Source organism: Williamsia sp. Y853 (assembly GCF_056786495.1).
The window spans coordinates 2,515,761-2,539,292 of sequence record NZ_JBXCJC010000001.1; the positions used below are offsets into that span (position 1 = coordinate 2,515,761).

Genomic DNA, 23,532 nt, shown 5'->3' on the forward strand with positions numbered 1-23,532 from the left:
TCAGACGTAGACGCGGGAACCAGTGGGGAGTGCGGCGCGGTAGCGGTCGCAGACGACGTCGATCAGGGCCGGGTGAGCTCCGAGTGGTCCGGCGATCTGGGCGCCGGGGGCGAGGTTGTCGACGGCGTTGTCGAACCGTTCGGTCAGCAGCCCTGCCGACAGGAAATACGGGCTGACAACGATGCGACGAGCGCCCTCGCCACGCAGTCGGGCGATGGCTGCACGCAGGTTGCAGTCGTCCTCGCCCAGGCGGGTGGCGAACACGAGTTGCACCATCGGCGTACCGATTTCGAGTGCCAGCTCGGTGGCGCGGCGCCGGACGGCGTCGTCGGCCGCGGTGTCACTGGATCCGACCGCGGTCATCAGGACACCGTCGGTGGGTCGCAGGCCGACCTGATCGAGTCGCTGCGTCAATGCGGTGATGATCCGGGGGTCACCGCCCAGAGTTGGCAACTGGCGGACCGTCAGAGTTGGGTTGGTGGCGCAGGCCTGATCAACCAGCGCGGGCAGGTCGATCTTGCTGTGGAATGCCTCCGACAGCAGCAGCGGTGCCAGCAGAACCTCGCCGCTGCAGCCGGCCAGAACCTGCGACACCGCGGGGGTGTTCAGGTCGAGATAGGCCAGCCGGACATCCACGTCGCGCAGGCGGGCGCGGACGGCCGCGGTGATCCGCTCCACAGTGGCCGCGAACCGGGGATCGCGGCTACCGTGGGCAGCAAGAACCAGTGTTGTCACACAAGCTCTTTCAGGTGCAACGTGGACAGGGCGTCACCCACCAGGCCGGCGCCGAGAGTGTTGCCACCCTGCGGATCGATCAGCAGGAAGCTGCCGGTCTCGCGGTTGGTGTTGTAGTCGTCGGCACTGACCGGCTGTGCGGTCTGCACCGAGATGCGACCGATCTGGTTCAGCTCCAGCGAATCCGGTGATTCACGCAAGACCAGTTCCTGCTCGTCGAAGAGCACTTCGAGTTCGCCGACGATGGCCTGGGTGGTGCGGGCCCCGTGCTTGAGTAGCAGTCGGGCGCCGGGACGCAGCGGCTTGTCTCCCAGCCAGCAGACCGTTGCGCTGAACTGTGAGATCGGTTCGGGCGCGTCGGCAACGGCGGCGATGACATCGCCGCGGGATACATCGACGTCCTCGGCGAGGATGAGGGTGATGCTGCGGCCGGTGTGTGCCGATTCGAGCGAACCGTCCGCCGTGTCGATTCGTTCGACCGTGGTGCGGGTGCCGGACGGCAGGATCACCACCTCGTCACCGACGGTCACGCGGCCGGCGGCGACCTGACCGGCATAGCCGCGGTAGTCCGGGTATTCCGCTGTGCGCGGCCGGATCACGTACTGGACCGGGAACCGGAACCCGACCGGCTTGCGATCCTCGCTGGCAGGTACCGATTCCAGGTGCTCGATCAGCGTGGGGCCGTTGTAGTACGGCGTCTTGTCTGATCGGATGGCCACGTTGTCACCGTGCAGCGCGGACACCGGGATCGACACGACGCGTTCGGCGCTCCAGCCGAGCGACGTTGTCATGTCGGTGAATTCGGTGCGGATCTCGTTGAAGACCTTCTCGGGGTCGTCGACGAGGTCGATCTTGTTGACTGCCAACACCAATCGGGGTACACCGAGCAGTGCCATCACTGCGGCGTGGCGACGGGTCTGCGAGATGACACCCTTGCGGGCGTCGACAAGCAGGATCACCAGTCCGGCGGTGGAGGCGCCCGAGACGGTGTTGCGGGTGTACTGCACGTGTCCGGGGGTGTCGGCCAGAACAAACGACCGGGTCGGAGTGGCGAAGTAGCGGTAGGCGACATCGATGGTGATGCCCTGCTCGCGCTCGGCGCGTAGACCGTCGACCAGCAGCGACAGGTCGGGCTGGTCGAGACCGCGGTCCACCGACGCCCGGGTGACGGCGTCGATCTGGTCGGCCAGAACCGATTTGGTGTCGTAGAGCAACCGGCCAACCAGGGTGGACTTGCCGTCGTCGACGCTGCCGGCTGTTGCCAGTCGGAGCAGATCAGTAGCGTGATTCATCAGAAGTAGCCTTCTCGTTTGCGGTCTTCCATGGCGGCTTCGGACACGCGGTCGTCGCCGCGGGTGGCTCCGCGTTCGGTGAGTCGGGAAGCGGCGACCTCGGCCAGCACGGCTTCGTTGTCGGTGGCGTCGGACAGAACCGCGCCGGTGGTGGAGCCGTCGCCCACGGTCCGGTAACGAACCGAAAGGGTCTGCAGCTCTTCGCCTTCGGCCGGACCGCCCCAGACGCCCGGGGTCATCCACATACCGTCACGTGAGTAGACCTCACGCTGATGGGCGTAGTAGATCGACGGGAGGAGTACCTGCTCGCGGGCGATGTAACGCCAGACGTCGAGTTCGGTCCAGTTGGACAGCGGGAACACCCGGACGTGCTCACCCGGTGCGTGCTTGCCGTTGTAGAGGTTCCACAGCTCGGGGCGCTGACGCTTCGGATCCCACTGGCCGAATGCGTTGCGGAGCGAGAAGATCCGCTCTTTGGCGCGGGAGCGCTCCTCGTCGCGGCGGGCGCCACCGAAGACCGCGTCGAAGCGGTTCTCGGTGATGCCGTCGAGCAGTGGCACCGTCTGCAGCGGGTTGCGGATGCCGTCGGGCCGCTCGGTGAGCCGACCGTCGGCGAGGTAATCCTCGACCTTTGCGACGTGCAGACGCAGGTTGTGGCGGGCCACCACGTCGTCGCGGAACGCCAAGACCTCGGGCAGGTTGTGCCCGGTGTCGACGTGCAGTAGCGAGAACGGCAGCGGGGCCGGCCAGAAGGCCTTCAGGGCAACGTGCAGCAGGACGGTGGAATCCTTGCCTCCGGAGAAGAGGATCACCGGACGCTCGAACTCTCCGGCGACCTCACGGAAGATGTGGATCGCCTCGGACTCGAGGGCGTCGAGAGTGGTGAACTCATCGGCGGTTTCAACAGGCAGGGTTTCGACAGGCAGGGTGTCGGCGGGCAGGGTGTCGACAGGGAAGGTGTTGGTGCTCTGTTCGATGGTCATGAGGCGTGCAACCCGCATTCTGTTTTGGCCAGACCGGCCCAGCGGCCGCTTCGTGGATCGGCACCGGCAATCGGCTTGCTGGTGCAGGGCGCGCATCCGATGGATGGATAGCCCTCGTCGACAAGGGGATTGACGAGTACGCCGTTGGTGTCGATGTAGTTCTGGAACTGCTCGTCGGTCCAGGCGGCCAGCGGATTGATCTTCACCAGACCGAAGGCATCGTCGAACGAGATCAGTGGGGCATCGGCCCGGGTGGGGGATTCGACCCGGCGGATTCCGCTGACCCAGGCCCGGTAACCCGAGAGCTCCCGCTTCAGCGGCACCACCTTGCGAAGGCGGCAGCATTCAGCGGGGTTGGTGGCGAACAGGTTGCGTCCCACGATGGCGTCCTGCTCGGCCACGCTCTGCTCGGCCACCGCATTGACGATCTCGACGCCGTACACCTGCTCGACCGCATCGCGCGTTCCGATGGTCTCGGCGAAGTGATAGCCGGTGTCGAGGAAGAGCACCTTGAGCTTGTTCCCGCCGAGCTGCTCGGAATCGATCGCGCCCGCCGCAACATCGATCAGGACGGCATCCTGCATGTTCGACGCGACCAGAAAGTCGCTACCGAATGTGTCTGCGGTCCAACGGAAAAGATCCTGCGCGGAGGCATCGGGTCCAAGTTCTGCGGCGCCGGCCTGGGCCAGCTCACGCAATTCCGCTTCATTACGAACTGCGGTACTCATCGCAAATCCTCCTCATCGGCACGGATCGCCCACTGGGCGAAGCGTTCCCCTTCATTGCGTTCCTTGACGAAGTTGCGGACAACCCGCTCCATGTAGTCACCGATATCGGTCGAGAGCACCTTGTGCTGGCGCAGCTTTCGGCCGAATGCGGAATCTTGCCCGAGGCTGCCACCGAGGTGAACCTGGAAACCCTCGACCGTCTTGCCCGCGTCGTCTTCGACGAGCATGCCCTTGAAGCCGATGTCGGCGATCTGGGCGCGGGCGCAGGAGTTGGGGCAGCCATTGATGTTGACCGTGATCGGCACGTCGAGCTGGTCGTTTATGTCGGCCAGCCGAGTTTCGAGCTCGGGAACCAAGATCTGCGAACGCTTGCGGGTCTCGGTGAACGAGAGCTTGCAGAACTCGATGCCCGAGCAGGCCATCAGGTTGCGACGCCACGGTGACGGGCGGGCCTCGAGGCCGTGCTGTGACACCTCTTCGATGAGCTGCTCGACCTTGTCGTCGGGGACGTCGAGGACAACCAGCTTCTGGTACGGCGTGAACCGGACACGGTCGGAGCCGGCGCGCTGCGCGGCATCGGCGACTGCGGTCAGTTTGGTACCGGAGACGCGGCCGGCGATGGCGGCGAACCCGACCGAGTTCAGGCCGTTCTTGAGCCGCTGAACGCCGATGTGATCACGAGGGGCGGTCAGCGGTGTGGGCGCCGGTCCGTCGATCAGCTTGCGGCCCAAGTACTCGTCTTCGAGAACCTGACGGAACTTTTCGATGCCCCAGTCCTTGATCAGGAACTTCAGGCGCGCCTTGGTGCGCAGTCGGCGGTAGCCGTAGTCGCGGAAGACCGAGACGACGCCTTCCCAGACGTCGGGGACCTCGTCGAGCGGGATCCACGCGCCGACCCGCTGCGCGAGCATCGGGTTGGTCGAAAGGCCGCCGCCGACCCAGAGGTCGAGTCCGGGACCGTGTTCGGGATGGTTGACACCGATGAACGCGATGTCGTTGATCTCGTGGGCGACGTCCTGCAGGCCGGAGATCGCGGTCTTGAACTTGCGGGGCAGGTTCGAGTATTTCGGATCGCCGATGTAGCGGCGGACGATCTCGTCGATCGCGGGAGTGGGGTCGAGGACCTCGTCGAGCGCTTCACCCGCGAGCGGGGATCCCAGGATGATGCGGGGGCAGTCGCCGCAGGCTTCGGTGGTCTTGAGTCCGACGGCCTCGAGGCGGCTGAAGATCTCCGGGACGTTGCGGATGTCGATCCAGTGGTACTGAACGTTCTCCCGGTCGGAGAGATCGGCGGTGTCGCGGCCGAACTCCGTCGACAGTTGGCCGACGGTACGCAGCTGCTCGGTGGTCAGCGCACCGCCGTCGCACCGCACCCGGAGCATGAAGTGCTTGGCCTCGAGGATGTCGATGTTGTCGTCACCGGTCCAGGTGCCGTCGTAGCCCTCGGCGCGTTGGGTGTAGAGCCCCCACCAGCGCATCCGGCCACGCAGATCCTGCTTGTCGATGGAGTCGAAGCCCTGTTTGGAGTAGATGTTCTCGATCCTGGCCCGAACGTTGAGCGGGTTGTCGTCTTTCTTGACCTGCTCGTTGGGGTTCTGCGGTTCGCGGTAGCCGAGCGCCCACTGACCTTCTGCCCGGCGTTTGGTGGGACGCGCGCGGCGCTGCGGCGGCTTTCCGGGGGCGTCGGTCGTCGACGTCATGATGCTCCTGTCTGACGGATCCATTCAGGGCAGCGCTGGGCATGTGCCGATGGCACCCGAATGATCCTGCGAAATGAAGTGAGGGGGAAGCCGTGAGTGGCACGTATGAGAACCCGGTGCGATCCCGGACTGCGGGACGCGAAGCGGACGTGCTGGTTACATGCGACACAGCGCGCTGCATGCGCGCTTGAGATCAATGTGCCGCCGCATTGCGAGCCACACCCCTTGAGAAGTCACGTCGCCCATAGTGCCACGGCCCCCCTCGATGCGTCTACTTGGGCTTACTTCGACTCATGCTGAGTGGAAGTCGGCCGGTCGGATTGTTTCGCCTTCAAATCAGAGTCAACAACCCGTGAGGAGGAGTCATTCCGAGGTGGAAGCTTTCCATTGCGCATGTCGCGGCTCCATTGCACGGCGGCGAGGATGACTTTGATCCCCACCCCGACAACGATGAGGTTGAGCACCATCTGGACGCTGACCACGGCACGGGAGACATCGACGGCGGCGGTGATGTCACCGAAGCCGACGGTCGCGAAGACCGAGAGCGTGAAGTAGAGCGCACTCATCCGCGAAAGTTCTTCGGTGAACTGGTCCGGATTGTTGTCCGACAACATGAAGTAGCCCAGCGAGAACGCAAGCAGGTAGATCGGCACGATGATCGCCAGGGCTTCGATGGCGTGAACGGCCGGGACGTGCGATCTCAGTATCTTACCTACCTGCCAGACCGCGGTGATCGTCGCGATGACCAGGAATGCGATCACGATCAACAGCCCGGCCCAGTCGCTGAACCTGTCCCAGGGGAAAACGAAGTAGGCGACGAGGTAGGCCAGAACAGTGATCACCGACCGCACCAGCGCCCAGACGAACATGGTCGTCGGCCAGTCCGGTTTGGTGGCCTCGTGCGCACCAGCCCTCCGTGCGTCCACCACAGGCGTGCCCGGCCCGCCTGTGCCAGACCCGCCTGTGTCCGACTCGTCTGTGGTTGGCATGGCATGACCCCTGTCGCGTGAAGTCGTCCTGAGTTTGTTGTGACCAGCGTGCCTGGGATGATCGTTTTACGATGGAAAACTTTCTGATTCCGCAGTCCAGTAGTGCCACACCGCTGGGGCTCTACATCCACGTGCCATTCTGTGCCACGCGCTGTGGGTACTGCGACTTCAACACCTATACCCCTGGTGAGCTGGGCAGTGCCTCGTCGCCGGACCAGTGGATGACCGCGCTGGACGGAGAGCTGGAGATGGCCGCCCGGCAGTTGACTCCGGTGCGTCCGGTCTCGACGATATTTGTCGGCGGCGGCACGCCCTCGCTCCTCGGTGCGGCCGGGCTCGCACAGGTCTTGACGTCGGTGCGGAACTACTTCGACATCGCCGACGGCGCCGAGATCACCACCGAGTCCAACCCGGAGTCGACATCACCGGAGTTCTTTTCCGGAATCGCGGCGGCCGGGTTCAACCGGGTGTCACTCGGAATGCAGTCTGCCGCAAGCCATGTGCTCGCGGTCCTCGATCGCACCCACACCCCCGGCCGGGCGGTGACCGCCGCGCGGGAAGCACGCGCCGCCGGGATCGAGCACGTCAATCTCGACCTGATCTACGGGACGCCGGGTGAACGGGATGAGGATCTGGCGCTGTCGCTGGACGCAGTCCTGGAGGCAGGCGTCGATCACGTCTCGGCCTATGCGCTCATCGTCGAAGACGGGACGGCGCTGGCCCGGCGGATTCGGCGAGGCGATCTGCCTGCTCCCGACGACGATGTGCTGGCCAGTCGGTACGAGATGATCGATTCGCGGCTCACCGCGGCGGGGATGCGTTGGTACGAGGTGTCGAACTGGGCCCGACCCGATGTCGCGGGCGCCGAGTGCCGTCACAATCTCGGTTACTGGGACAGCGCGGACTGGTGGGGTGCCGGGCCCGGCGCGCATTCGCACGTGGCCGGGGTCCGCTGGTGGAATCACAAGCATCCGGCCAGGTACGCGGCCGCAGTGGCCGCCGGCGACCTGCCGGTGGCAGGCAGTGAGGAACTGACCCCCGAGGATCAGCACACCGAGACGGTGATGCTGACCGTTCGGCGATCGAGTGGGTTGCCGTGGACCGAACTGGACGCCGGTGAGCAGTCCCGGGCTCGTCAGGCGATTGCCGACGGACTCATCGAGTTGGTCGGCGATGACCTGGTTCTGACCAACCGTGGTCGGCTACTCGCGGACGGCGTCGTCCGAAACCTGTTGGCGGGGTAGGTAGATCATTTGTGCTGTCCATGTTCTCCGGATTGGCCGAGGCGGCGGAGAGATGGTCGAGGTCGAGTAGTCGGGCATGGATGACGTTCCGGTTCCGGAGCGCTGACCGCACGGCCCGGTGCAGTCCGTCCTCGAGGTAGATCTCTCCGTGCCATTGCACGGCGTGCGCGAACAGGTCGCCGTAGAAGGTCGAATCCTCGGACAACAGCTTGTCCAGGGCGAGCACGGTGGTGACGGTTGTCAGTTGGTCGAGCCGGAGTTGCCTCGGTGGGATCTTGGCCCAGTCGCGGATCGACAGCTGATGGTCCGGATACGGTTTGCCGTCGCGGACGCCCTTGAAAATCACCGGTTCACCGTAACCGGTATCGGTCGCCGTAGACTGGTCAAACGCCGTGAGGGCGAATACGTCCCTCACCGAACACGCAAACGCCAACGTGAGGGCTGGAGGTGACCGCTCGTGTCGAGCACTGAGGACCGTCGTTTCGAGGTTCTGCGCGCGATCGTGACCGACTACGTCGCCACGCAGGAACCGATCGGATCCAAGGCGCTGGTCGATCGTCACCATCTCGGTGTGTCGAGTGCCACAGTCCGGAACGACATGGCGGTACTCGAGGCCGAGGGCTACATCACGCAGCCGCACACGAGTTCGGGGCGAGTGCCAACGGACAAGGGCTACCGGTTGTTTGTCGACCGGATCAGCGAGGTCAAGCCGATCTCGAAGATCGAGCGCCGCGCGATCCTGAGCTTCCTCGACTCCGGCGTCGATCTCGATGACGTGCTGCGGCGTTCGGTGCAATTGCTGGCGCAGCTGACCCGGCAGGTGGCCGTGATCCAGTACCCGGTGCTCTCGTCGTCGGCGGTACGCCATCTCGAGGTGGTCTCGCTGACACCGTCCCGGTTGTTGCTGGTGGTGATCACCGACACCGGACGGGTGGAACAGCGCATCGTCGATCTCGGTGATGACCTGGGCGACCGCGATATCGCGCAGCTGCGGGACATGTTCTCGGCGGCGCTGAACGGACAGCGACTCGATGTCGCCTCGCATGCAGTGGCCGAACTGGCCAACCAGGCGCCCGAAGATCTCCGCCAGCCGTTCATCCGGGTGGCCACGGTGCTGGTCGAGACCCTTGTGGAACGGTCCGCCGACCGGTTGGTGCTCGGTGGCACATCGAACCTCGCCCGTGCCGCCGCTGACTTCGCGCCGATGGCAGGCGCGATGGGTTCGGTGCTCGAGGCACTCGAGGAGCAGGTGGTGGTCCTCAAACTGCTGGCTGCCACCCAGAACACCGGAACCGTGACGGTTCAGATCGGTGAGGAGACCCGCGAGGAGAACCTGAGAGGTACGGCGGTGGTTTCGACCGGGTACGGTGCCTCGGGAACAGTATTCGGCGGGCTCGGAGTCCTGGGCCCGACTCGGATGGACTACCCGGGAACAATTGCCTCGGTCGCGGCCGTTGCCAGATATGTCGGCGAGGTTCTCGCCGACCGATGACGTGCAACGAAGCACATTGACCAATAAACAGAGATATTCCGGACACCGGTTGGGTGAACTTCCGGAACTGAAGAGAGAACGGATAACGCATCGCCGTGGCACGTGATTACTACGGGATTCTGGGCGTCGAACGGGGTGCCACTGATCAGGAGATCAAGCGCGCGTACCGCAAATTGGCACGTGAGCTGCACCCCGACGTCAATCCCGACGAGTCCGCCCAAGCCCGATTCCAGGACATTTCGGCCGCCTATGAGGTGCTGACCGATCCGGAGAAGCGCCGCATCGTCGACGCCGGTGGTGACCCGCTGGCATCGGCCGGTGCCGGTGCCGGTGGCTACGGCGGTTTCGGCAACGGTGGATTCAGCGGTGGCCTCGGTGACGTGTTCGAGGCGTTCTTCGGCAATGCCGGCGGCGGTTCCGGGCGTGGACCACGTGGACGAGTGCAGGCCGGGTCGGATGCGTTGCTGCGGATGAAGCTCGACCTCGACGAGTGTGCGGCCGGGGTCAGCAAAGAAGTCAACGTCGACACGGCCGTGCTGTGTGACGTGTGTACCGGATCGGGTACCAACGGTGACAGCAAGCCGGTCACCTGTGCGACCTGTCAGGGTGCCGGTGAGATCCAGTCGGTCCAGCGCTCGTTCCTCGGCCAGGTCATGACGTCGCGACCATGCCCCACCTGCAACGGTGCAGGCGAGACCATTCCCGACCCCTGCCACAAGTGTGGCGGCGACGGACGTGTCCGGGCCCGGCGCAAGCTGACGGTCAAGATCCCGGCCGGTGTCGGCGACGGGATGCGCGTGCGCCTGGTCGGCCAGGGTGAGGTCGGACCCGGTGGCGGACCTGCCGGTGACCTGTACGTCGAGGTTGTCGAAGTACCGCACAGTGTGTTCGTCCGTGACGGCGACGACCTGCACTGCACCGTGCGGGTGCCGATGGTCGATGCGGCCCTTGGTGGCGAGCTGGAGATCGACACGGTCCTGGGTGGATCCACCAAGGTGACCATCGAACCGGGCACGCAGCCAGGTCAGGTCTCGAAGGTTCGCGGACAGGGCATGCCCCATCTGCACACCGGCGTGCGAGGCACACTCCACGTGCATCTCGATGTCGTGGTGCCCACTCGCCTCGATGCGCAGCAGACCGCGAAACTCAAGGAATACCGCAAGCTCTCGGAGAATGATCAGATCGAGCTGGTGAACAGCGAATCGTCCAACACCGGCGGATTGTTCTCGCGCCTGCGCAACGCATTCGCCGGGCGCTGACACCGCAGCGATGAGCCCACCGCTGTTCTGGGTCGACCATGTGCCGGACGCAGGCAACGACGTCCTCCTTGACGGAGACGAAGGACGGCATGCCGTCACCGTCACCAGAGTTGTTGTCGGCGAACGGATCATCCTCGGCGACGGTGCCGGGATGACCGGGCTGTGCGAGGTGATCGCCACCGAGGGCAAGTCGGCGCTGCATGCCCGGGTCCTGGAAACCGTTGCCACCCCGTCACCTGTTCCCCGGGTGACGGTGGTTCAGGCGCTGCCCAAATCCGAACGGTCCGAACTCGCCGTCGATCTCGCCACCGAGGCCGGCGCCGACGAGATCGTGCCCTGGCAGAGTGCCCGTTGCGTCGCCAGATGGATTGGGCCGAAGGCTGACAAGGGTGTGGCCAAGTGGAGGTCGGCGGCGATTGCGGCCGCCAAACAGAGTCGCCGGGCCCACATTCCGCACATCGCCCCGCTGGCCCGGACCAGTGACGTGCGATCGATGGCCTCCGACGTCGTCGTGCGCGGGGGTGTGGTTGCGGTACTCCATGAATCCGCGACCACCAGCCTGCGTTCGCTGGAACTCGATGTTCCCGAGATCATGCTCGTGGTGGGTCCCGAAGGCGGACTTGATGATTCCGAGATCGACGATCTGACCGCCGTCGGCGCCACGGCAGTGCTGCTCGGCCCGGAGGTGTTGCGCACGTCGAGTGCGGCCGCGGTGGCACTCGGTGCGATCGGTGCCCTCACGCCGCGGTGGGAGGTGCGCTCCCGGTGGTGAACTCCGTCAAACGGGTGAAAGTCGCCTATGGGGAACGTAATTCACAGTTCGGTCATGTCTACCTGCCTCAGATTCCGGTGACGGGTTCGGTGCCGGTGATCGTGCTCATCCACGGCGGGTTCTGGAGCACCGAGTTCGCGCTCACCATCGAGACCGCGGTCGCGCGTGATCTGGCCGCACGCGGCGCGGTGGTCTGGAACATCGAGTACCGCCGCGTCGGCGAGGACGGTGGGGGCTGGCCACGCACCGGCAACGATGTGATCGCCGCGATCTCCGCACTCGATGCACCGGTCCGCTATGCGCTGCCCGAGGAGATCCTGAGCAGGATCGACTGGTCGAAGGTCAGCGTCATCGGGCACTCGGCGGGTGGGCAGCTGGCCGTCTGGGCAACCGCGCGGCTCGGCGCCCGAACCAAGAAGTCGGCCATCTCCACCGTCATCGCCCAGGCCGCGCCCTTGGACCTCCAGGTTCGCGAACGCACGTCCCGCCCGTCCCTGCGGGCGTTGATGGGCGGTTCGATCACCGATTTCCCGGCTCGATATGCCGATGCCTCGCCGGTGGACCAGCCGGTCTTCGGAGCACACGTGGTGGCCATCCATGGAACCGAGGACACTGCGGTCCCGGTCGAGGTCAGCCGCGACTACGTGCGTCGCGCCGGTGCGGCCGGTCAGTCGGCCGAGCTGATCGAGGTCGCAGGTGAGGGGCACGACGTGTTCGTCGATCCGCGGAGCCGGGGGCATCGCGAAACGGTCCGGGTGCTCGGGATATGAGGGCCTCGGCAACGCGATATGAGGGTCTTGACAGGACGCGAAATATTGATGTGAATCGCGGCGTTTGATGGACGTAGAATCAAAGCACCGACAAATCTGGCAGAGCAGGAGAAATACTTTTCGTGAGTGATGACAACAGCGCGATCCGGGCGCGGAGCGGCGCGGCTGGAAGCAAGGCGCCTGGCGCGGTGATCTCGACAATCGAAGTGTCGCCCGATGTCATCTTCGGACTGCTCGGTGCCGGTGACCAAAACCTCAAAGAACTCGAATCGCATCTCGCCGCAGACATTCATGTCCGGGGCAACGCCGTCACATTGACCGGGGTGTCTGCCGACATCGCGCTCGCCGAGCGGGTGCTCTCGGAACTGGTGTCGGTGGTCCGCCGGGGCACCCAGTTGAACCCTGACCTGGTCCGGCACAGCGTGCGCATGCTGACCGACGGTTCCGGACAGTCGCCTGCCGAGGTCCTGAGCCTGGACATCATCTCGCGCCGTGGCAAGACGATCCGCCCGAAAACGCTCAACCAGAAGCACTATGTCGACGCCATCGACAAGAACACGATCGTGTTCGGGATGGGGCCTGCCGGTACCGGCAAGACGTACCTGGCGATGGCCAAGGCCGTGCAGTCGTTGCAGAACAAAGAGGTCAGCCGCATCATCCTGACCCGTCCCGCGGTCGAAGCGGGCGAGCGGCTGGGGTTCTTGCCCGGCACGCTGCACGAGAAGATCGACCCGTACCTGCGTCCGCTGCATGATGCGCTGCACGACATGATGGATCCCGAGGCCATTCCCAAGCTGATGGAAGCCGGTGTCATCGAGGTCGCGCCGCTGGCATACATGCGTGGCCGCACCCTGAACGACGCCTTCATCATTCTCGACGAGGCCCAGAACACCACGGCCGAGCAGATGAAGATGTTCCTGACCCGCCTCGGGTTCGGGTCCAAGATCGTGGTGACCGGCGACGGTACGCAGATCGACCTCCCCGCCGGTGGCTCCGAGAGCGGACTGCGCGCTGCCGCCCGCATCCTCGAAGGCATCGACGACATCCACTTCTCGCATATGACCAGCGCCGACGTGGTCCGGCACCGCCTGGTGTCCGACATTGTCGACGCGTACGGGCGCGCCGAGGCCGCCAACGAGTTGCACGGAAACCGCGCCCAGCGCCGTGCCGGAAATGGGCGACACCGATGAGGATCCCGGCTTTGAGTTTGTCAGTTCACGCGAGGCGACGACGCCGAAGTACCCCCGGCGACGCCAGGAGGCAGGCATGAGCATCGAGGTGGCCAACGAATCCGGTATCGAGGTGCCGGAGGAGATGCTGATCGACGTCGCGACGTTCGCGCTCGGCCGCATGGACGTGCACCCGGCAGCAGAGCTGTCGATGGTGTTGGTGGACAACGAGACGATGGCAGAGCTGCACATGCGGTGGATGGATCTGCCAGGGCCCACCGACGTGATGAGTTTCCCGATGGACGAACTCAGTCCAGGTGGACGGCCAGATACGGCCGGACCCGGTCCGTCGATGCTCGGCGACATCGTGCTCTGCCCGGAGTTCGCGGCCGAGCAGGCCACCAACGCACGGCACTCCACCGATCACGAACTGTCGGTGCTGACCGTGCACGGCGTGCTGCATCTCCTCGGTTTCGATCATGCCGAGCCCGAGGAGGAGAAGTTGATGTTCGGACTCCAGGGCCAGATCATCGAAGAGTGGTACGACGACCGCCGGTCGCGTGCGCGCGCCGCCCGTGTTGCCGAGCGTGACGCAAAGCTTTTGAACAACATCGGTTTCGGAGAAGACAAACCGGCTGGGGAGAGCTGATCACCGGTGCTTTCTGACTTGTTGCCGCTGCTTGCTGCGGTGGCGCTGGTGCCCATAGGCGGACTTTTTGCCGCTGTCGACAATGCTCTGATGACGGTTTCCCCGGCGCGGGTGGACGACCTGGTGAAGGACGGCCGCCCCGGCGCCCGACGGTTGCGGGATGTGCTGTCCGCCCGGCCGAAGTACGTGGCATTGACAGTGCTGCTGCGTATCACGGCCGAGACCGCGGCCACCGTGGCCGCGGCCGTCTACGCGATGGACAAGCTCGGAACCGCCTGGGGCGTCGTGGTCGTGGTTGCGGGCATGGCTGTGATCAATTACGTCGTGATCGGTGTCGGGCCGCGGACCCTGGGTGCGCAGCATGCCTATTCGATCGCGGTGAACTCGGCGGCAGTATTGCAGGCCATCGGCGTACTCCTGACGCCGCTGACCAGACTTCTCATCACACTCGGTAACGCCATCACGCCCGGTAAGGGTTTCCGAAACGGGCCGTTCGCGACCGAGGTCGAGCTGCGTGAGGTCGTCGACATGGCCGAGCTCACCGGTGTGGTCGCGGCCGGGGAACGCAAGATGATCCAGTCGGTTTTCGACCTCGGCGACACCAGCGCTCGTGAGGTGATGGTTCCGCGCGGTGAGATGGTGTGGATCGAGTCCACCAAATCTGCCGCGCAGGCGATCTCGCTCGCCGTGCGCTCCGGACATTCCCGTCTTCCGGTGATCGGTGAGAGCCCGGACGACGTACTCGGTGTCGTGTACCTCAAAGACCTTGTCCAGCGCCTGCTTCCGCCTGCGCAGCCGTCTGCTGTCGAGGTGCGGGAGTTGATGCGTGCGCCGGAGTTCATCCCCGATTCCAAGCCACTCGACAAGGTCCTCGCCGACATGCAGCGCAGCCACAACCACATGGCGGTGCTGGTCGATGAATACGGCGGCGTCGCCGGTCTGCTGACCATCGAGGATGTGCTCGAGGAGATCGTCGGTGAGATCAACGACGAATACGACAGCGATGAGGTACCGCCCATCGAACCGCTCGAGGACGGGTCCGGCGGTTACCGGGTGTCGTCGCGACTTCCGGTCCAGGACCTCGCAGAACTACTTGATGTCGAGATCGACGAGGACGACGTCGAAACCGTCGGTGGTCTTTTCGGGCTCGTGCTCGGCCGGGTGCCGTTGCCCGGTGCGACCGTCGAATTGCACGGCCTGCGGCTGGTTGCCGAAGGCGGACCCAACCGGCAGGGCCGCGTTCGCATCGCGTCCGTGGTGGTCCACAAGATCCCCGAAAAAGAGCTCGAAAAGAAGAAAAAGCGCAAGAAGAAGCGGGACAGCGCACCGGATTCTGACGAGTCCGACATGAAACAGGTTGAGCAGGCCGACAACTCGCCGGAGATCACGGAACGTTCCGATCGGCACGAGGAGGCCTCATGACGTCTGAACCGGTTGAATCGGAACTTGATGCCGAAGACAACAAGCTGCTGACCCTGGCCCGCGGTGCGATGGCCCGGGCCGGTGCGACCTCCGGGGCCGCGGTCCGCGACTCCGACGGACGTACTTATGCGGCCGGACCTGTCGAACTTGCCGCACTACAACTCTCGGCGCTCCAGGTGGCCATCGCGATGGCGCTCGCCAGCGGTGCAGAAGGACTCGAAGCGGGGCTGCTTGTCGGCGGTCCCGCGACTACCGGGGGTCGTGCAGACACGGACCCCGGACTGGCGGCGCTGACTGAAGTGAGCTCGTCGGCGTACGCGATCGTCGCGGACGCAGGAGGCGGGAACCCGCGTCGATTGGATCAACGATGACAGCTCAGTCCGAAGATTTCCGTTCCGGTTTCGTGTGTTTTGTGGGCCGTCCCAACACCGGCAAGTCGACGCTGACGAATGCTCTGGTCGGCGAGAAGATCGCGATCACCTCCAGTCGTCCGCAGACCACCCGCCACACCATCCGCGGCATCGTCAATCGTGATGACGCACAGCTGATCCTGGTGGACACCCCCGGCCTGCACCGGCCGCGGACGCTGCTCGGCAAACGCCTGAACGATCTGGTGCGCGACACCTACTCCGAAGTCGACGCGATCGGTTTCTGCGTCCCCGCCGACGAGAAGATCGGGCCCGGCGACCGGTGGATCGCGGAGCAACTGCGGGAGATGGCACCCAAGACACCCGTGGTCGGCCTGGTCACCAAGATCGACAAGGTCAAGCCCGAACGCATTGCGCAGCAACTGATGGCACTGTCGGAGCTCCTCGGGCCCGACAGCGAGATCATTCCTGTCTCCGCCACCAAGGGCAAACAACTCGACGTACTCATCGACGTCCTGCGCGGGCTGATGGAGCCCGGTCCGGCGTTCTATCCGGACGGTGAACTCACCGACGAACCCGAGACCGTACTGATGGCCGAGTTCATCAGGGAGGCAGCGCTCGAAGGCGTCCACGACGAATTGCCGCACTCTCTGGCCGTGGTCATCGAGGAGATCGTCGAACGCGAACGCCGCGACGATCAGATCCCGATGGTCGACGTCCACGCCATCCTGTACGTCGAGCGGAGCAGCCAAAAAGGCATCATCATCGGCAAACAGGGTGCCCGCCTCAAGGAGGTCGGCACAGTGGCCCGAAAGCAGATCGAAAAGATGCTCGGCGCCAAGGTCTACCTCGATCTCCACGTGAAGATCGCGAAGGACTGGCAGCGGGATCCCAAACAAATGGGGCGCCTCGGCTTCTGACCGGTCGGCGATTCGCAGCCACGACCCGGTACCGGCAGGGTTGAATTGGCGGTATGACGGAACCCGGACAGCCGGAAGGCAAACACGAACTTCCGCCAGGGTCGCTCGACGCCGGCCTTGCGGCGGAGTTGCGGTCGTGGAAGCTGTGGACCTTTCCGGTAACTGTTGTGGTGCTGGTGATGGGCCTGCTCGGGTTCATGTACATGGCGCCGGTGGTCAATCCGGAAAAGTACCTCGACGACTTTCCGATCGTGGTGGTCGACGCCGACACCGGGGCCCTGCAACCCGGCACCACCGATGAGATGCAATATCTGGGCAAAGAGCTGATCGCGGGCCTCAAGGCCGGCGTCGACGAGCAATATCCGGGCAAGTTCGATCTGCAGGTCGTCGACCGCCAGACCGCGCTTGATCGGCTCGACAATGCGAAGGCGTACGGAGCGATAGTCGTACCCGCCGACTTCAGTTCGGCCAGCTTTGCGTTTCTAGGTTCGGCGATCGGCGACACCGAGGTCCCGCAGCCCGTGATCGAGGTGTTGACGAACCCGGGAGCGGGTGCGTTCACCGTGCAGATCGCCACGTTGTTCTTCAATCAGGCGATGGAGCAGGTGAACACCCAGTTCGGCGAGAGGCTGACTGCCGCACTCGTCGAACAGACCGATGCGGCCGGCGTCAAGGTCACCGGCGCCAGTCTGACCGCCATCAGCAAACCGATCGATATCAAGGCCTCGGAGGCGAACCCGCTTCCGGACTCTGCCGGCAGAGGTCTGACTGCCTTCTACCTCGGGTTGCTGCTGATCCTGGCCGGTTTCACCGGAACGATGATCGTCTCCGCCATCGTCGACGGCAGACTCGGGTTCGCGCCGCTCGAGATAGGACCGTTCTACCGGTTGCGCGAACGCTTACCGTCCTCGCGGCTCGGGACGATGGTGATCAAGTGGTCGGCGATGTTCCTTGTCGCGATCATCGTTTCGGGGTTTTACGTACTGATCTGCGAGTGGGTGGGTATGTACACACCCAACAAGATGGCGCTGTGGATGTTCGGGGTGCTGGTGATCACCGGCATCGGTGTCCTCGCCAATGCGATCCTGGCGATCTTCGGTAACGCCGGCCTGATCATCAATCTGATCTACTTCGTCATCCTCGGCATACCCTCTTCAGGTGGCACGGTGCCGTTGGAGGCGGTGCCCGGGTTCGTCCGCGGGTTGGCCGTGGTGGAACCGTTGCACCAGGCATTCGTGGGATTGCGTTCGATCCTGTACTTCGATGCGAATGTCGATGCCGGTCTGTTCGAGGCCGTTGTCATGTTCGTGATCTTCACCCTGGTCGGACTGATCGCCGGGCCGATCGCCTGCATCTTGTATGACCGCAAGGGGCTGATCCGTCGTCCACCGGAGCCGGCCGCTCACCCGGGAGTCCACGAAGCAGTGTGATCAGAAATCCGGGGCAGGCATGTCGCGGTGCGGTTGGTCGGTGGGGAGTGGAAGACTGACCAAGTGAGGTTGTATCGCGATGAGGCCGTTGTCCTCCGCCAGCACAAGCTGGGGGAGGCCGACCGAATCATCACGTTGCTGACCAAGGAACACGGGCTGGTCCGTGCGGTTGCCAAAGGGGTACGGCGCACCCGGTCGAAGTTCGGTGCCCGGCTCGAACCGTTTGCGCATGTCGATCTGCTGCTGCACCCGGGCCGCAACCTCGACATCATCACCCAGGTCTACAGCCTCGACACCTTTGCCTCGGCCATCGTGTCCGATTACGGTCGCTACACCACGGCCTGCGCGGTCCTCGAAACCGCGGAACGGCTCGCCGGTGAAGAGCGGGCCCCGGCCGACCGCCTTCAACGACTGACGGTGGGTGCACTCCGGGCGATCGCGGCAGGAGAGCGTCCCAAAGAATTTGTACTGGATGCGTTCTTGCTTCGGGCCATGGATTTCGCGGGATGGATGCCGGCGCTGGAACATTGCGCTCGCTGCGGAGATCCGGGCCCGCACCGGGCTTTTCACGTCGCCGCGGGCGGCTCGGTGTGTGTGCACTGTCGTCCGGCCGGATCGGCGACGCCCTCACCCGGCGTCCTCGATCTGATGGACGCGCTCTACCGTGGCCAATGGGAACACACCACCGAGGCGACCGACTCCGCTCGGCGGCAGGCCAGTGGATTGACCGCGGCGCACCTGCAGTGGCACCTCGAACGGCAGCTACGCACGTTGCCGCTGATCGAGCGCGAGGCCCCTCATCGCGGTCTGGCGGCCGCCGGTGCGAATGCCGATACCGGCAGGAAGGACACACGTGATCGCGCGACGGCGCAACACAGCGCAGCAGGCTGAACCGGTAAAAGAGGTCCGGCCACCGGATCCACATCCGTCCGGAGCCCGCCCGCCGGCGATTCCACCGCAATTCGTACCCAAGCATGTTGCTCTGGTGATGGATGGCAACGGACGGTGGGCCACCGATCAGGGACTGCCCCGCACCGAAGGCCACAAGCGCGGCGAGGCCGTCTTGATGGACACCGTCTGCGGCTGCATCGAGATGGGTGTCGGCTGGCTGTCGGCGTACGCGTTCTCCACCGAGAACTGGAGTCGCAGCCCGGACGAGGTGAAGTTCCTGATGGGCTTCAACCGCGACGTCATCCGTCGTCGTCGCGACGAGATGAACGAGATGGGTGTGCGGGTCCGGTGGGCCGGTCGTCGACCGCGGTTGTGGCGCAGCGTCATCCGCGAACTCGAGGTCGCCGAGGAGCTCACCAAGGACAACACCGTGATGACGTTGACGATGTGCGTCAACTACGGTGGGCGGGCCGAGATCGCGGACGCGGCCAAAGAGATCGCTCGTCGTGCCGCCGCCGGGACACTCGATCCGGAACGGATCACCGAAGCTTCCTTCGCCAAGTATCTCGACGAGCCGGACATGCCCGATGTGGACCTGTTCCTGCGTCCGTCGGGGGAACAGCGGATCTCCAACTTCCTGCTCTGGCAATCGGCCTACGCCGAAATGGTGTACCAGCACAAGCTCTTTCCCGACTTCGACCGCCGCGACCTCTGGGACGCGTGCGTGGAGTATGCGAGCCGGGACCGGCGTTTCGGCGGGGTACCGGGGTCTACCGGTGCCTGAGGACAACGGGGAGTCCGGCCTCATCGAGCGGACCGCAGCGCTGTTGGCCCCGGAGATGTCGGTGCAGCGCGGCGACGACGATTCGCTGACCATCTACCACCAGGGGACGGTGGTCTCGATGAGGGCGCTCGCGCTGGCGCCGGGTCTCGATGTGCTGTCGCTGACGCAGGTGCTGGCGTGGGATCTACCGGTCACCGAACAGTTGCGCACCGACGTGGAAGCCGCCTCTGGTGCCTCCAACTTCGGCACCGTCAAACTGGCGGTCCACGAGGTGACCGCAGATGTGCTGCTGCACTACACGTTTCCGGCCGGAACCCTGAGCGACGACGCGCTGCGAACCATGCTGCTGATGGTGCTCGGGACCGGCGCGGACGTCGGCGTCACCATCCGCGGCTGACCTATCACCGTCGAGCGGGCCGAACACGCCGCCTGCGGGCCGAGGTCACGAGCAGGATTGGCAGCGACCGAAGATCTCGACGGTGTGGCTGATGTCGGTGAAGCCGTGTTGTGCGGCGACGTCGGTGGCCCACTGCTCCACACTGTCGGCTTGGATCTCGACCGTGCTGCCGCATTCTCGGCAGACTAGGTGATGGTGATGATGCGCCGACGAGCAGAACCGATAGACCGATTCGCCGTTGTCGGTACGTAGGACGTCGACTTGGCCGGCATCGGCCAACGCCTGCAGATTCCGGTAGACGGTGGTGAGCCCGATCGACTGGCCTGCGGCCTTGAGTTGGTCATGCAGATACTGAGCCGAGCGGAACTCCTCGCTACCGGAGAGGAGTTCGGCGATCGCGCTGCGCTGTCGGGTGGAGCGGACACCGGTGACCGGGCGCTGTTCGGTACCCGAACTCATGAATCGCTCTCCTCGGTCGCGTGTGCGATGGCGTCGGTGACGATATGCGCGAGATGGTCGTCGACCAATGAGTAGACGACCTCGCGCCCAGAGCGTTCACCGTGAACCACACCCGCTGATTTGAGCACGCGCAGATGCTGGCTGATCAGTGGCTGGGGTACCGCCAGAGTTCCCACCAATTCGTGGACGCACCGGCCGCCGCCGAGTAATTGCAGCACGATCGCGATCCGCACGGGGGCGGACAGTGCCCGCAGTAGTTCGCCTGCAGCGTCCAGCGCCTTCTTGTCGACGGCGGTGGAAGCCGGGGTTGCGTGCTGACTTGTCACAGGGCACTTCCGTAGCGGCGGGGGGAATCGAGCGGCTGTTGGAAACCATTTTCATATGCGTGAGCGGCCATGTCAAACAAGCACATCCTGACGCGGGTTCGCACCGCCCGATGAGGCGGGCGCCCGCCGGGCGTCAGGTGCCCCGCGGCGCCCGATAGGCTGTGATCCGTGGCAGGCAAAACCAATCTCGTGGAAACCGTAGTCAACCTCTGTAAACGCCGGGGGTTGGTGTATCAGTGTGGAGAGATCTACGGCGGCACCAAATCGGCGTGGGACTACGGGCCCTTGGGTGTTGAACTCAAGGACAACATCAAGAAGCAGTGGTGGCGCAACATGGTCACCTCCCGCGACGACGTCGTCGGGCTCGATTCGTCTGTGATCCTCCCGCGCAAGGTGTGGGAAGCGTCCGGACACGTCGAGACGTTCAGCGATCCGCTCGTCGAGTCGCTGCACACGCATAAGCGTTACCGCGCCGATCACCTCATCGAGGCATACGAGAACAAGCACGGACATCTGCCGCCCAACGGCTTGGCAGACATCAACGATCCGGACACCGGTCAGCCCGGTGCGTGGACCGAACCCCGCGCATTCTCTGGTTTGATGAAGACCTATCTCGGCCCTGTCGATGATGAGGCAGGACTGCACTATCTGCGTCCAGAGACCGCTCAGGGCATCTTCATCAACTTCAAGAACGTGATGACGACGTCGCGTAAGAAGCCGCCGTTCGGCATCGGCCAGATCGGTAAGAGCTTCCGCAACGAGATCACACCCGGCAACTTCATCTTCCGCACGCGTGAGTTCGAGCAGATGGAAATGGAGTTCTTCGTCAAGCCGGGCGAGGACGAGCAGTGGCATCAGTACTGGATCGATCACCGGCTGAAGTGGTACACGGATCTGGGTATCGATCCGGAGAACCTGCGTCTGTTCGACCATCCCAAGGAAAAGCTCTCGCACTATTCCAAGGGCACCGTCGACGTCGAATACCGATTCGGTTTTGCCGGCGGTGAGTGGGGCGAGCTCGAGGGCATCGCCAACCGCACCGACTTCGACCTCAGCACCCACATGAAGCACTCCGGCGAGGACCTGTCGTACTTCGATCAGGCCACCGGCGAGCGCTACACGCCGTACGTGATCGAGCCGGCAGCCGGCCTGACGCGTTCGCTGATGGCGTTCCTGTGTGATGCCTACACCGAGGAGCAGGTGCCGAACGCCAAGGGCGGCACCGACACTCGAACGGTACTGAAGATCGACCGTCGACTCGCGCCGGTCAAGGTCGCGGTGCTCCCGCTCTCGCGTAACGAGCAGCTCTCGCCCAAGGCGAAGGCGCTGGCCGCCGAGCTCCGGCGGAACTGGAACGTCGAATTCGACGACGCCCAGGGCATCGGCAAGCGTTACCGCCGTCAGGACGAGATCGGTACACCGTTCTGCGTCACGGTCGACTTCGAAACACTCGACGATCAGGCGGTCACCGTGCGCGAGCGCGACACCATGACGCAGGAACGCGTCGCCCTGGACAAGGTTGTCGACTACCTGGCAGTCCGGCTGATCGGCTGCTGAGATCCGCTTCGATTGCTTATGATCGCCAAACGGCAACGAGGCTGACACGTAGAGGTCGGAGCGACTGATGAAGAAGATCCACAGGTCATTGTCCGACGAGGAATACCGTCTGGTCCGGAAGACCAAACGGAAGAAACTCGCGGATCTCGATGAGGACGCTCTGATCGACCTGCACATGCGCACGCGGCGGGCGCGGAACAAGCATGTGAAGAACTATCGGCAGGCGGGCGCCGCCAAGGTCACCAAGAAGGGTGGCCGGGGCGTCGCGCGTCCCGCCAACGCCGACAATGCGGCCCGAGCCGAAGTGTTCGAGGCCGCATTGTCGCGGGTCAGTCGTCAGCTCGGGGTGATTGCGAAGAAGAGCGCTGCCGACCTCAAGGACCTTCGCCTGGGTCAGGCCAAAGGCGACGGTAAGTCGTTCAGCGGGTCGGCCGAGGGCAAGGGCAAGGTCATCTCCGCAGGCAAAGACCGTGTCGATGCGACGCGTAAGTCATCCGGCCGCAAAAAATACGAGGCCTCTTCGAAGGCTGCGGGTAAGCGACGCCAGGCCAAGAAGGACCACCGTTAGCCCACGCGCGTCACTTTCGCAGTCGATTCGGCAGGCCCGTGGCCGGTTGGGTGTATGAACCGGCCGGTATCTGAGATACTGAAGGTTGGGCAAGCCGTTCGGCCACACATGGGGTGAGGTCGGTATATGCGGCGAGAGAGTGGGTAAACCGTGTCTGTGAGTGGAAAAATCGTTCATTTCGACGCCAACAAGGGCTTCGGATTCTTGGCGCCTGATGCCGGCGGCTCGGATGTCTTCCTGCATATCAACGACATCGACATCGACGAGAGTTCCCTCAAACCGGGCGCTGAGGTCGAGTTCGACATCGAAGAGACCGACCGTGGATCCAAGGCGGTCAATCTCGTGGTGACCGGAGCGGCGCCTGCCGGTGCCGCACCCGAGCGTCCGCGTCGCGAAGAGCGGGCACGTCCGGAACGTCGCCATGAGGAGAGCCGTGGCGCCGGTCGTGACGATCGTCGTCGGCCGTCGCGTAGCAATGATTCGGCGACGCTCGATTCGGGTGCGTTCTCGGAGGAGATCACCGAGCTGCTGCTCGATGCCTCCGGAACCTTGACCGCAACCCAGATCCTGGCGATCCGTCAGCGTGTCACCGATTTCGCGATCGCTCGCGGCTGGGTGCTTGACTGAC

At 64.4% G+C, this 23,532-nt stretch carries 26 protein-coding genes; 17 read left to right on the forward strand and 9 right to left on the reverse strand.

Going from position 1 to position 23,532, the window contains the following annotated elements; all coding sequences use genetic code 11:
- The 6 genes from AC1TPF_RS11525 to AC1TPF_RS11550 all read right to left on the reverse strand — a co-directional run bounded on the left by AC1TPF_RS11525 (window position 1) and on the right by AC1TPF_RS11550 (window position 6,427).
- Window positions 1-735 carry a sirohydrochlorin chelatase gene (locus AC1TPF_RS11525; protein ID WP_482143897.1) on the reverse strand — a complete coding sequence of 245 codons (735 nt, stop codon included), beginning with the start codon at window positions 733-735 and terminating at the stop codon, window positions 1-3.
- The gene (locus tag AC1TPF_RS11530; protein ID WP_482135002.1) at window positions 732-2,027 is read right to left on the reverse strand and encodes a sulfate adenylyltransferase subunit 1; all 1,296 of its coding nucleotides are present in this window, start codon (window positions 2,025-2,027) and stop codon (window positions 732-734) included. The genes AC1TPF_RS11525 and AC1TPF_RS11530 overlap by 4 nt, the downstream gene beginning before the upstream one ends.
- Window positions 2,027-3,010, reverse strand: coding sequence for a sulfate adenylyltransferase subunit CysD (gene cysD, locus AC1TPF_RS11535; RefSeq protein WP_482143899.1), 984 nt, complete (start codon window positions 3,008-3,010; stop codon window positions 2,027-2,029). Before cysD ends, AC1TPF_RS11530 begins: the two co-directional genes overlap by 1 nt.
- On the reverse strand, window positions 3,007-3,738 hold the full coding sequence (locus AC1TPF_RS11540) for a phosphoadenylyl-sulfate reductase (RefSeq protein ID WP_482143901.1): 732 nt from the start codon (window positions 3,736-3,738) through the stop codon (window positions 3,007-3,009). The genes cysD and AC1TPF_RS11540 overlap by 4 nt, the downstream gene beginning before the upstream one ends.
- A complete protein-coding gene (locus AC1TPF_RS11545) occupies window positions 3,735-5,438 on the reverse strand; it encodes a nitrite/sulfite reductase (RefSeq protein ID WP_482134999.1) in 1,704 nt (567 codons plus the stop codon). Before AC1TPF_RS11545 ends, AC1TPF_RS11540 begins: the two co-directional genes overlap by 4 nt.
- Before the next feature lie 281 nt (window positions 5,439-5,719).
- Window positions 5,720-6,427, reverse strand: coding sequence for a potassium channel family protein (locus AC1TPF_RS11550; protein ID WP_482134998.1), 708 nt, complete (start codon window positions 6,425-6,427; stop codon window positions 5,720-5,722).
- A 71-nt stretch (window positions 6,428-6,498) separates the two neighbouring features.
- Here AC1TPF_RS11550 and hemW point away from each other — a divergent pair, with 71 nt between their 5' ends.
- Window positions 6,499-7,671: a radical SAM family heme chaperone HemW gene (gene hemW / locus AC1TPF_RS11555; protein ID WP_482134997.1), complete on the forward strand. Its 1,173-nt coding sequence runs from the start codon at window positions 6,499-6,501 to the stop codon at window positions 7,669-7,671.
- On the opposite strand, the gene AC1TPF_RS11560 is transcribed toward hemW, so the two are convergent.
- Window positions 7,583-8,017 carry a type II toxin-antitoxin system VapB family antitoxin gene (locus AC1TPF_RS11560; protein WP_482134996.1) on the reverse strand — a complete coding sequence of 145 codons (435 nt, stop codon included), beginning with the start codon at window positions 8,015-8,017 and terminating at the stop codon, window positions 7,583-7,585. The genes hemW and AC1TPF_RS11560 overlap by 89 nt on opposite strands.
- Before the next feature lie 111 nt (window positions 8,018-8,128).
- Here AC1TPF_RS11560 and hrcA point away from each other — a divergent pair, with 111 nt between their 5' ends.
- The 13 genes from hrcA to AC1TPF_RS11625 all read left to right on the forward strand — a co-directional run bounded on the left by hrcA (window position 8,129) and on the right by AC1TPF_RS11625 (window position 19,994).
- A complete protein-coding gene (gene hrcA, locus AC1TPF_RS11565; RefSeq protein ID WP_482134995.1) occupies window positions 8,129-9,163 on the forward strand; it encodes a heat-inducible transcriptional repressor HrcA in 1,035 nt (344 codons plus the stop codon).
- Window positions 9,164-9,258: 95 nt separating this feature from the next.
- Window positions 9,259-10,422, forward strand: coding sequence for a molecular chaperone DnaJ (gene dnaJ, locus AC1TPF_RS11570; protein ID WP_482143903.1), 1,164 nt, complete (start codon window positions 9,259-9,261; stop codon window positions 10,420-10,422).
- 10 nt (window positions 10,423-10,432) lie between these two features.
- Window positions 10,433-11,194 (forward strand): 16S rRNA (uracil(1498)-N(3))-methyltransferase, encoded by a 762-nt coding sequence (locus tag AC1TPF_RS11575; protein ID WP_482143905.1) that lies wholly within the window; start codon window positions 10,433-10,435, stop codon window positions 11,192-11,194.
- Complete coding sequence (locus tag AC1TPF_RS11580) at window positions 11,188-11,964, forward strand: alpha/beta hydrolase family protein (RefSeq protein WP_482143907.1); 777 nt, start codon at window positions 11,188-11,190, stop codon at window positions 11,962-11,964. Before AC1TPF_RS11575 ends, AC1TPF_RS11580 begins: the two co-directional genes overlap by 7 nt.
- Window positions 11,965-12,086: 122 nt before the next feature.
- A complete protein-coding gene (locus tag AC1TPF_RS11585) occupies window positions 12,087-13,154 on the forward strand; it encodes a PhoH family protein (protein WP_482134991.1) in 1,068 nt (355 codons plus the stop codon).
- 76 nt (window positions 13,155-13,230) lie between these two features.
- Window positions 13,231-13,782, forward strand: a complete 552-nt coding sequence (gene ybeY / locus AC1TPF_RS11590) for an rRNA maturation RNase YbeY (protein ID WP_482134990.1) — start codon at window positions 13,231-13,233, stop codon at window positions 13,780-13,782.
- A gap of 6 nt (window positions 13,783-13,788) precedes the next feature.
- The gene (locus AC1TPF_RS11595) at window positions 13,789-15,204 is read left to right on the forward strand and encodes a hemolysin family protein (protein ID WP_482143909.1); all 1,416 of its coding nucleotides are present in this window, start codon (window positions 13,789-13,791) and stop codon (window positions 15,202-15,204) included.
- Complete coding sequence (locus AC1TPF_RS11600; protein ID WP_482134988.1) at window positions 15,201-15,575, forward strand: cytidine deaminase; 375 nt, start codon at window positions 15,201-15,203, stop codon at window positions 15,573-15,575. The genes AC1TPF_RS11595 and AC1TPF_RS11600 overlap by 4 nt, the downstream gene beginning before the upstream one ends.
- Window positions 15,572-16,492, forward strand: coding sequence for a GTPase Era (gene era, locus AC1TPF_RS11605; RefSeq protein ID WP_482134987.1), 921 nt, complete (start codon window positions 15,572-15,574; stop codon window positions 16,490-16,492). Before AC1TPF_RS11600 ends, era begins: the two co-directional genes overlap by 4 nt.
- A gap of 53 nt (window positions 16,493-16,545) precedes the next feature.
- Window positions 16,546-17,922: a YhgE/Pip domain-containing protein gene (locus tag AC1TPF_RS11610; protein ID WP_482134986.1), complete on the forward strand. Its 1,377-nt coding sequence runs from the start codon at window positions 16,546-16,548 to the stop codon at window positions 17,920-17,922.
- A gap of 63 nt (window positions 17,923-17,985) precedes the next feature.
- Window positions 17,986-18,813 (forward strand): DNA repair protein RecO, encoded by an 828-nt coding sequence (gene recO, locus AC1TPF_RS11615; RefSeq protein WP_482134985.1) that lies wholly within the window; start codon window positions 17,986-17,988, stop codon window positions 18,811-18,813.
- The gene (locus tag AC1TPF_RS11620) at window positions 18,776-19,597 is read left to right on the forward strand and encodes an isoprenyl transferase (protein ID WP_482134984.1); all 822 of its coding nucleotides are present in this window, start codon (window positions 18,776-18,778) and stop codon (window positions 19,595-19,597) included. The genes recO and AC1TPF_RS11620 overlap by 38 nt, the downstream gene beginning before the upstream one ends.
- Entirely contained in the window at window positions 19,590-19,994 is a 405-nt protein-coding gene (locus tag AC1TPF_RS11625) for a hypothetical protein (protein ID WP_482134983.1), read from the forward strand. The genes AC1TPF_RS11620 and AC1TPF_RS11625 overlap by 8 nt, the downstream gene beginning before the upstream one ends.
- 45 nt (window positions 19,995-20,039) lie before the next feature.
- Here the strand turns inward: AC1TPF_RS11625 and AC1TPF_RS11630 are convergent, their stop codons facing one another.
- Both AC1TPF_RS11630 and AC1TPF_RS11635 read right to left on the reverse strand, forming a co-directional pair.
- Complete coding sequence (locus tag AC1TPF_RS11630; protein ID WP_482134982.1) at window positions 20,040-20,453, reverse strand: Fur family transcriptional regulator; 414 nt, start codon at window positions 20,451-20,453, stop codon at window positions 20,040-20,042.
- On the reverse strand, window positions 20,450-20,779 hold the full coding sequence (locus AC1TPF_RS11635) for an ArsR/SmtB family transcription factor (RefSeq protein ID WP_482134981.1): 330 nt from the start codon (window positions 20,777-20,779) through the stop codon (window positions 20,450-20,452). The genes AC1TPF_RS11630 and AC1TPF_RS11635 overlap by 4 nt, the downstream gene beginning before the upstream one ends.
- A 168-nt stretch (window positions 20,780-20,947) precedes the next feature.
- On the opposite strand from AC1TPF_RS11635, the gene AC1TPF_RS11640 reads away from it, so the two are divergent.
- From AC1TPF_RS11640 to AC1TPF_RS11650, 3 genes are all read left to right on the forward strand, one after another.
- Entirely contained in the window at window positions 20,948-22,336 is a 1,389-nt protein-coding gene (locus tag AC1TPF_RS11640; protein ID WP_482143911.1) for a glycine--tRNA ligase, read from the forward strand.
- A 67-nt stretch (window positions 22,337-22,403) separates the two neighbouring features.
- Window positions 22,404-22,904 (forward strand): hypothetical protein, encoded by a 501-nt coding sequence (locus AC1TPF_RS11645; protein WP_482134979.1) that lies wholly within the window; start codon window positions 22,404-22,406, stop codon window positions 22,902-22,904.
- Window positions 22,905-23,054: 150 nt separating this feature from the next.
- On the forward strand, window positions 23,055-23,531 hold the full coding sequence (locus AC1TPF_RS11650) for a cold-shock protein (protein WP_482134978.1): 477 nt from the start codon (window positions 23,055-23,057) through the stop codon (window positions 23,529-23,531).
- The last annotated feature ends 1 nt before the right edge of the window (window position 23,532 follow it).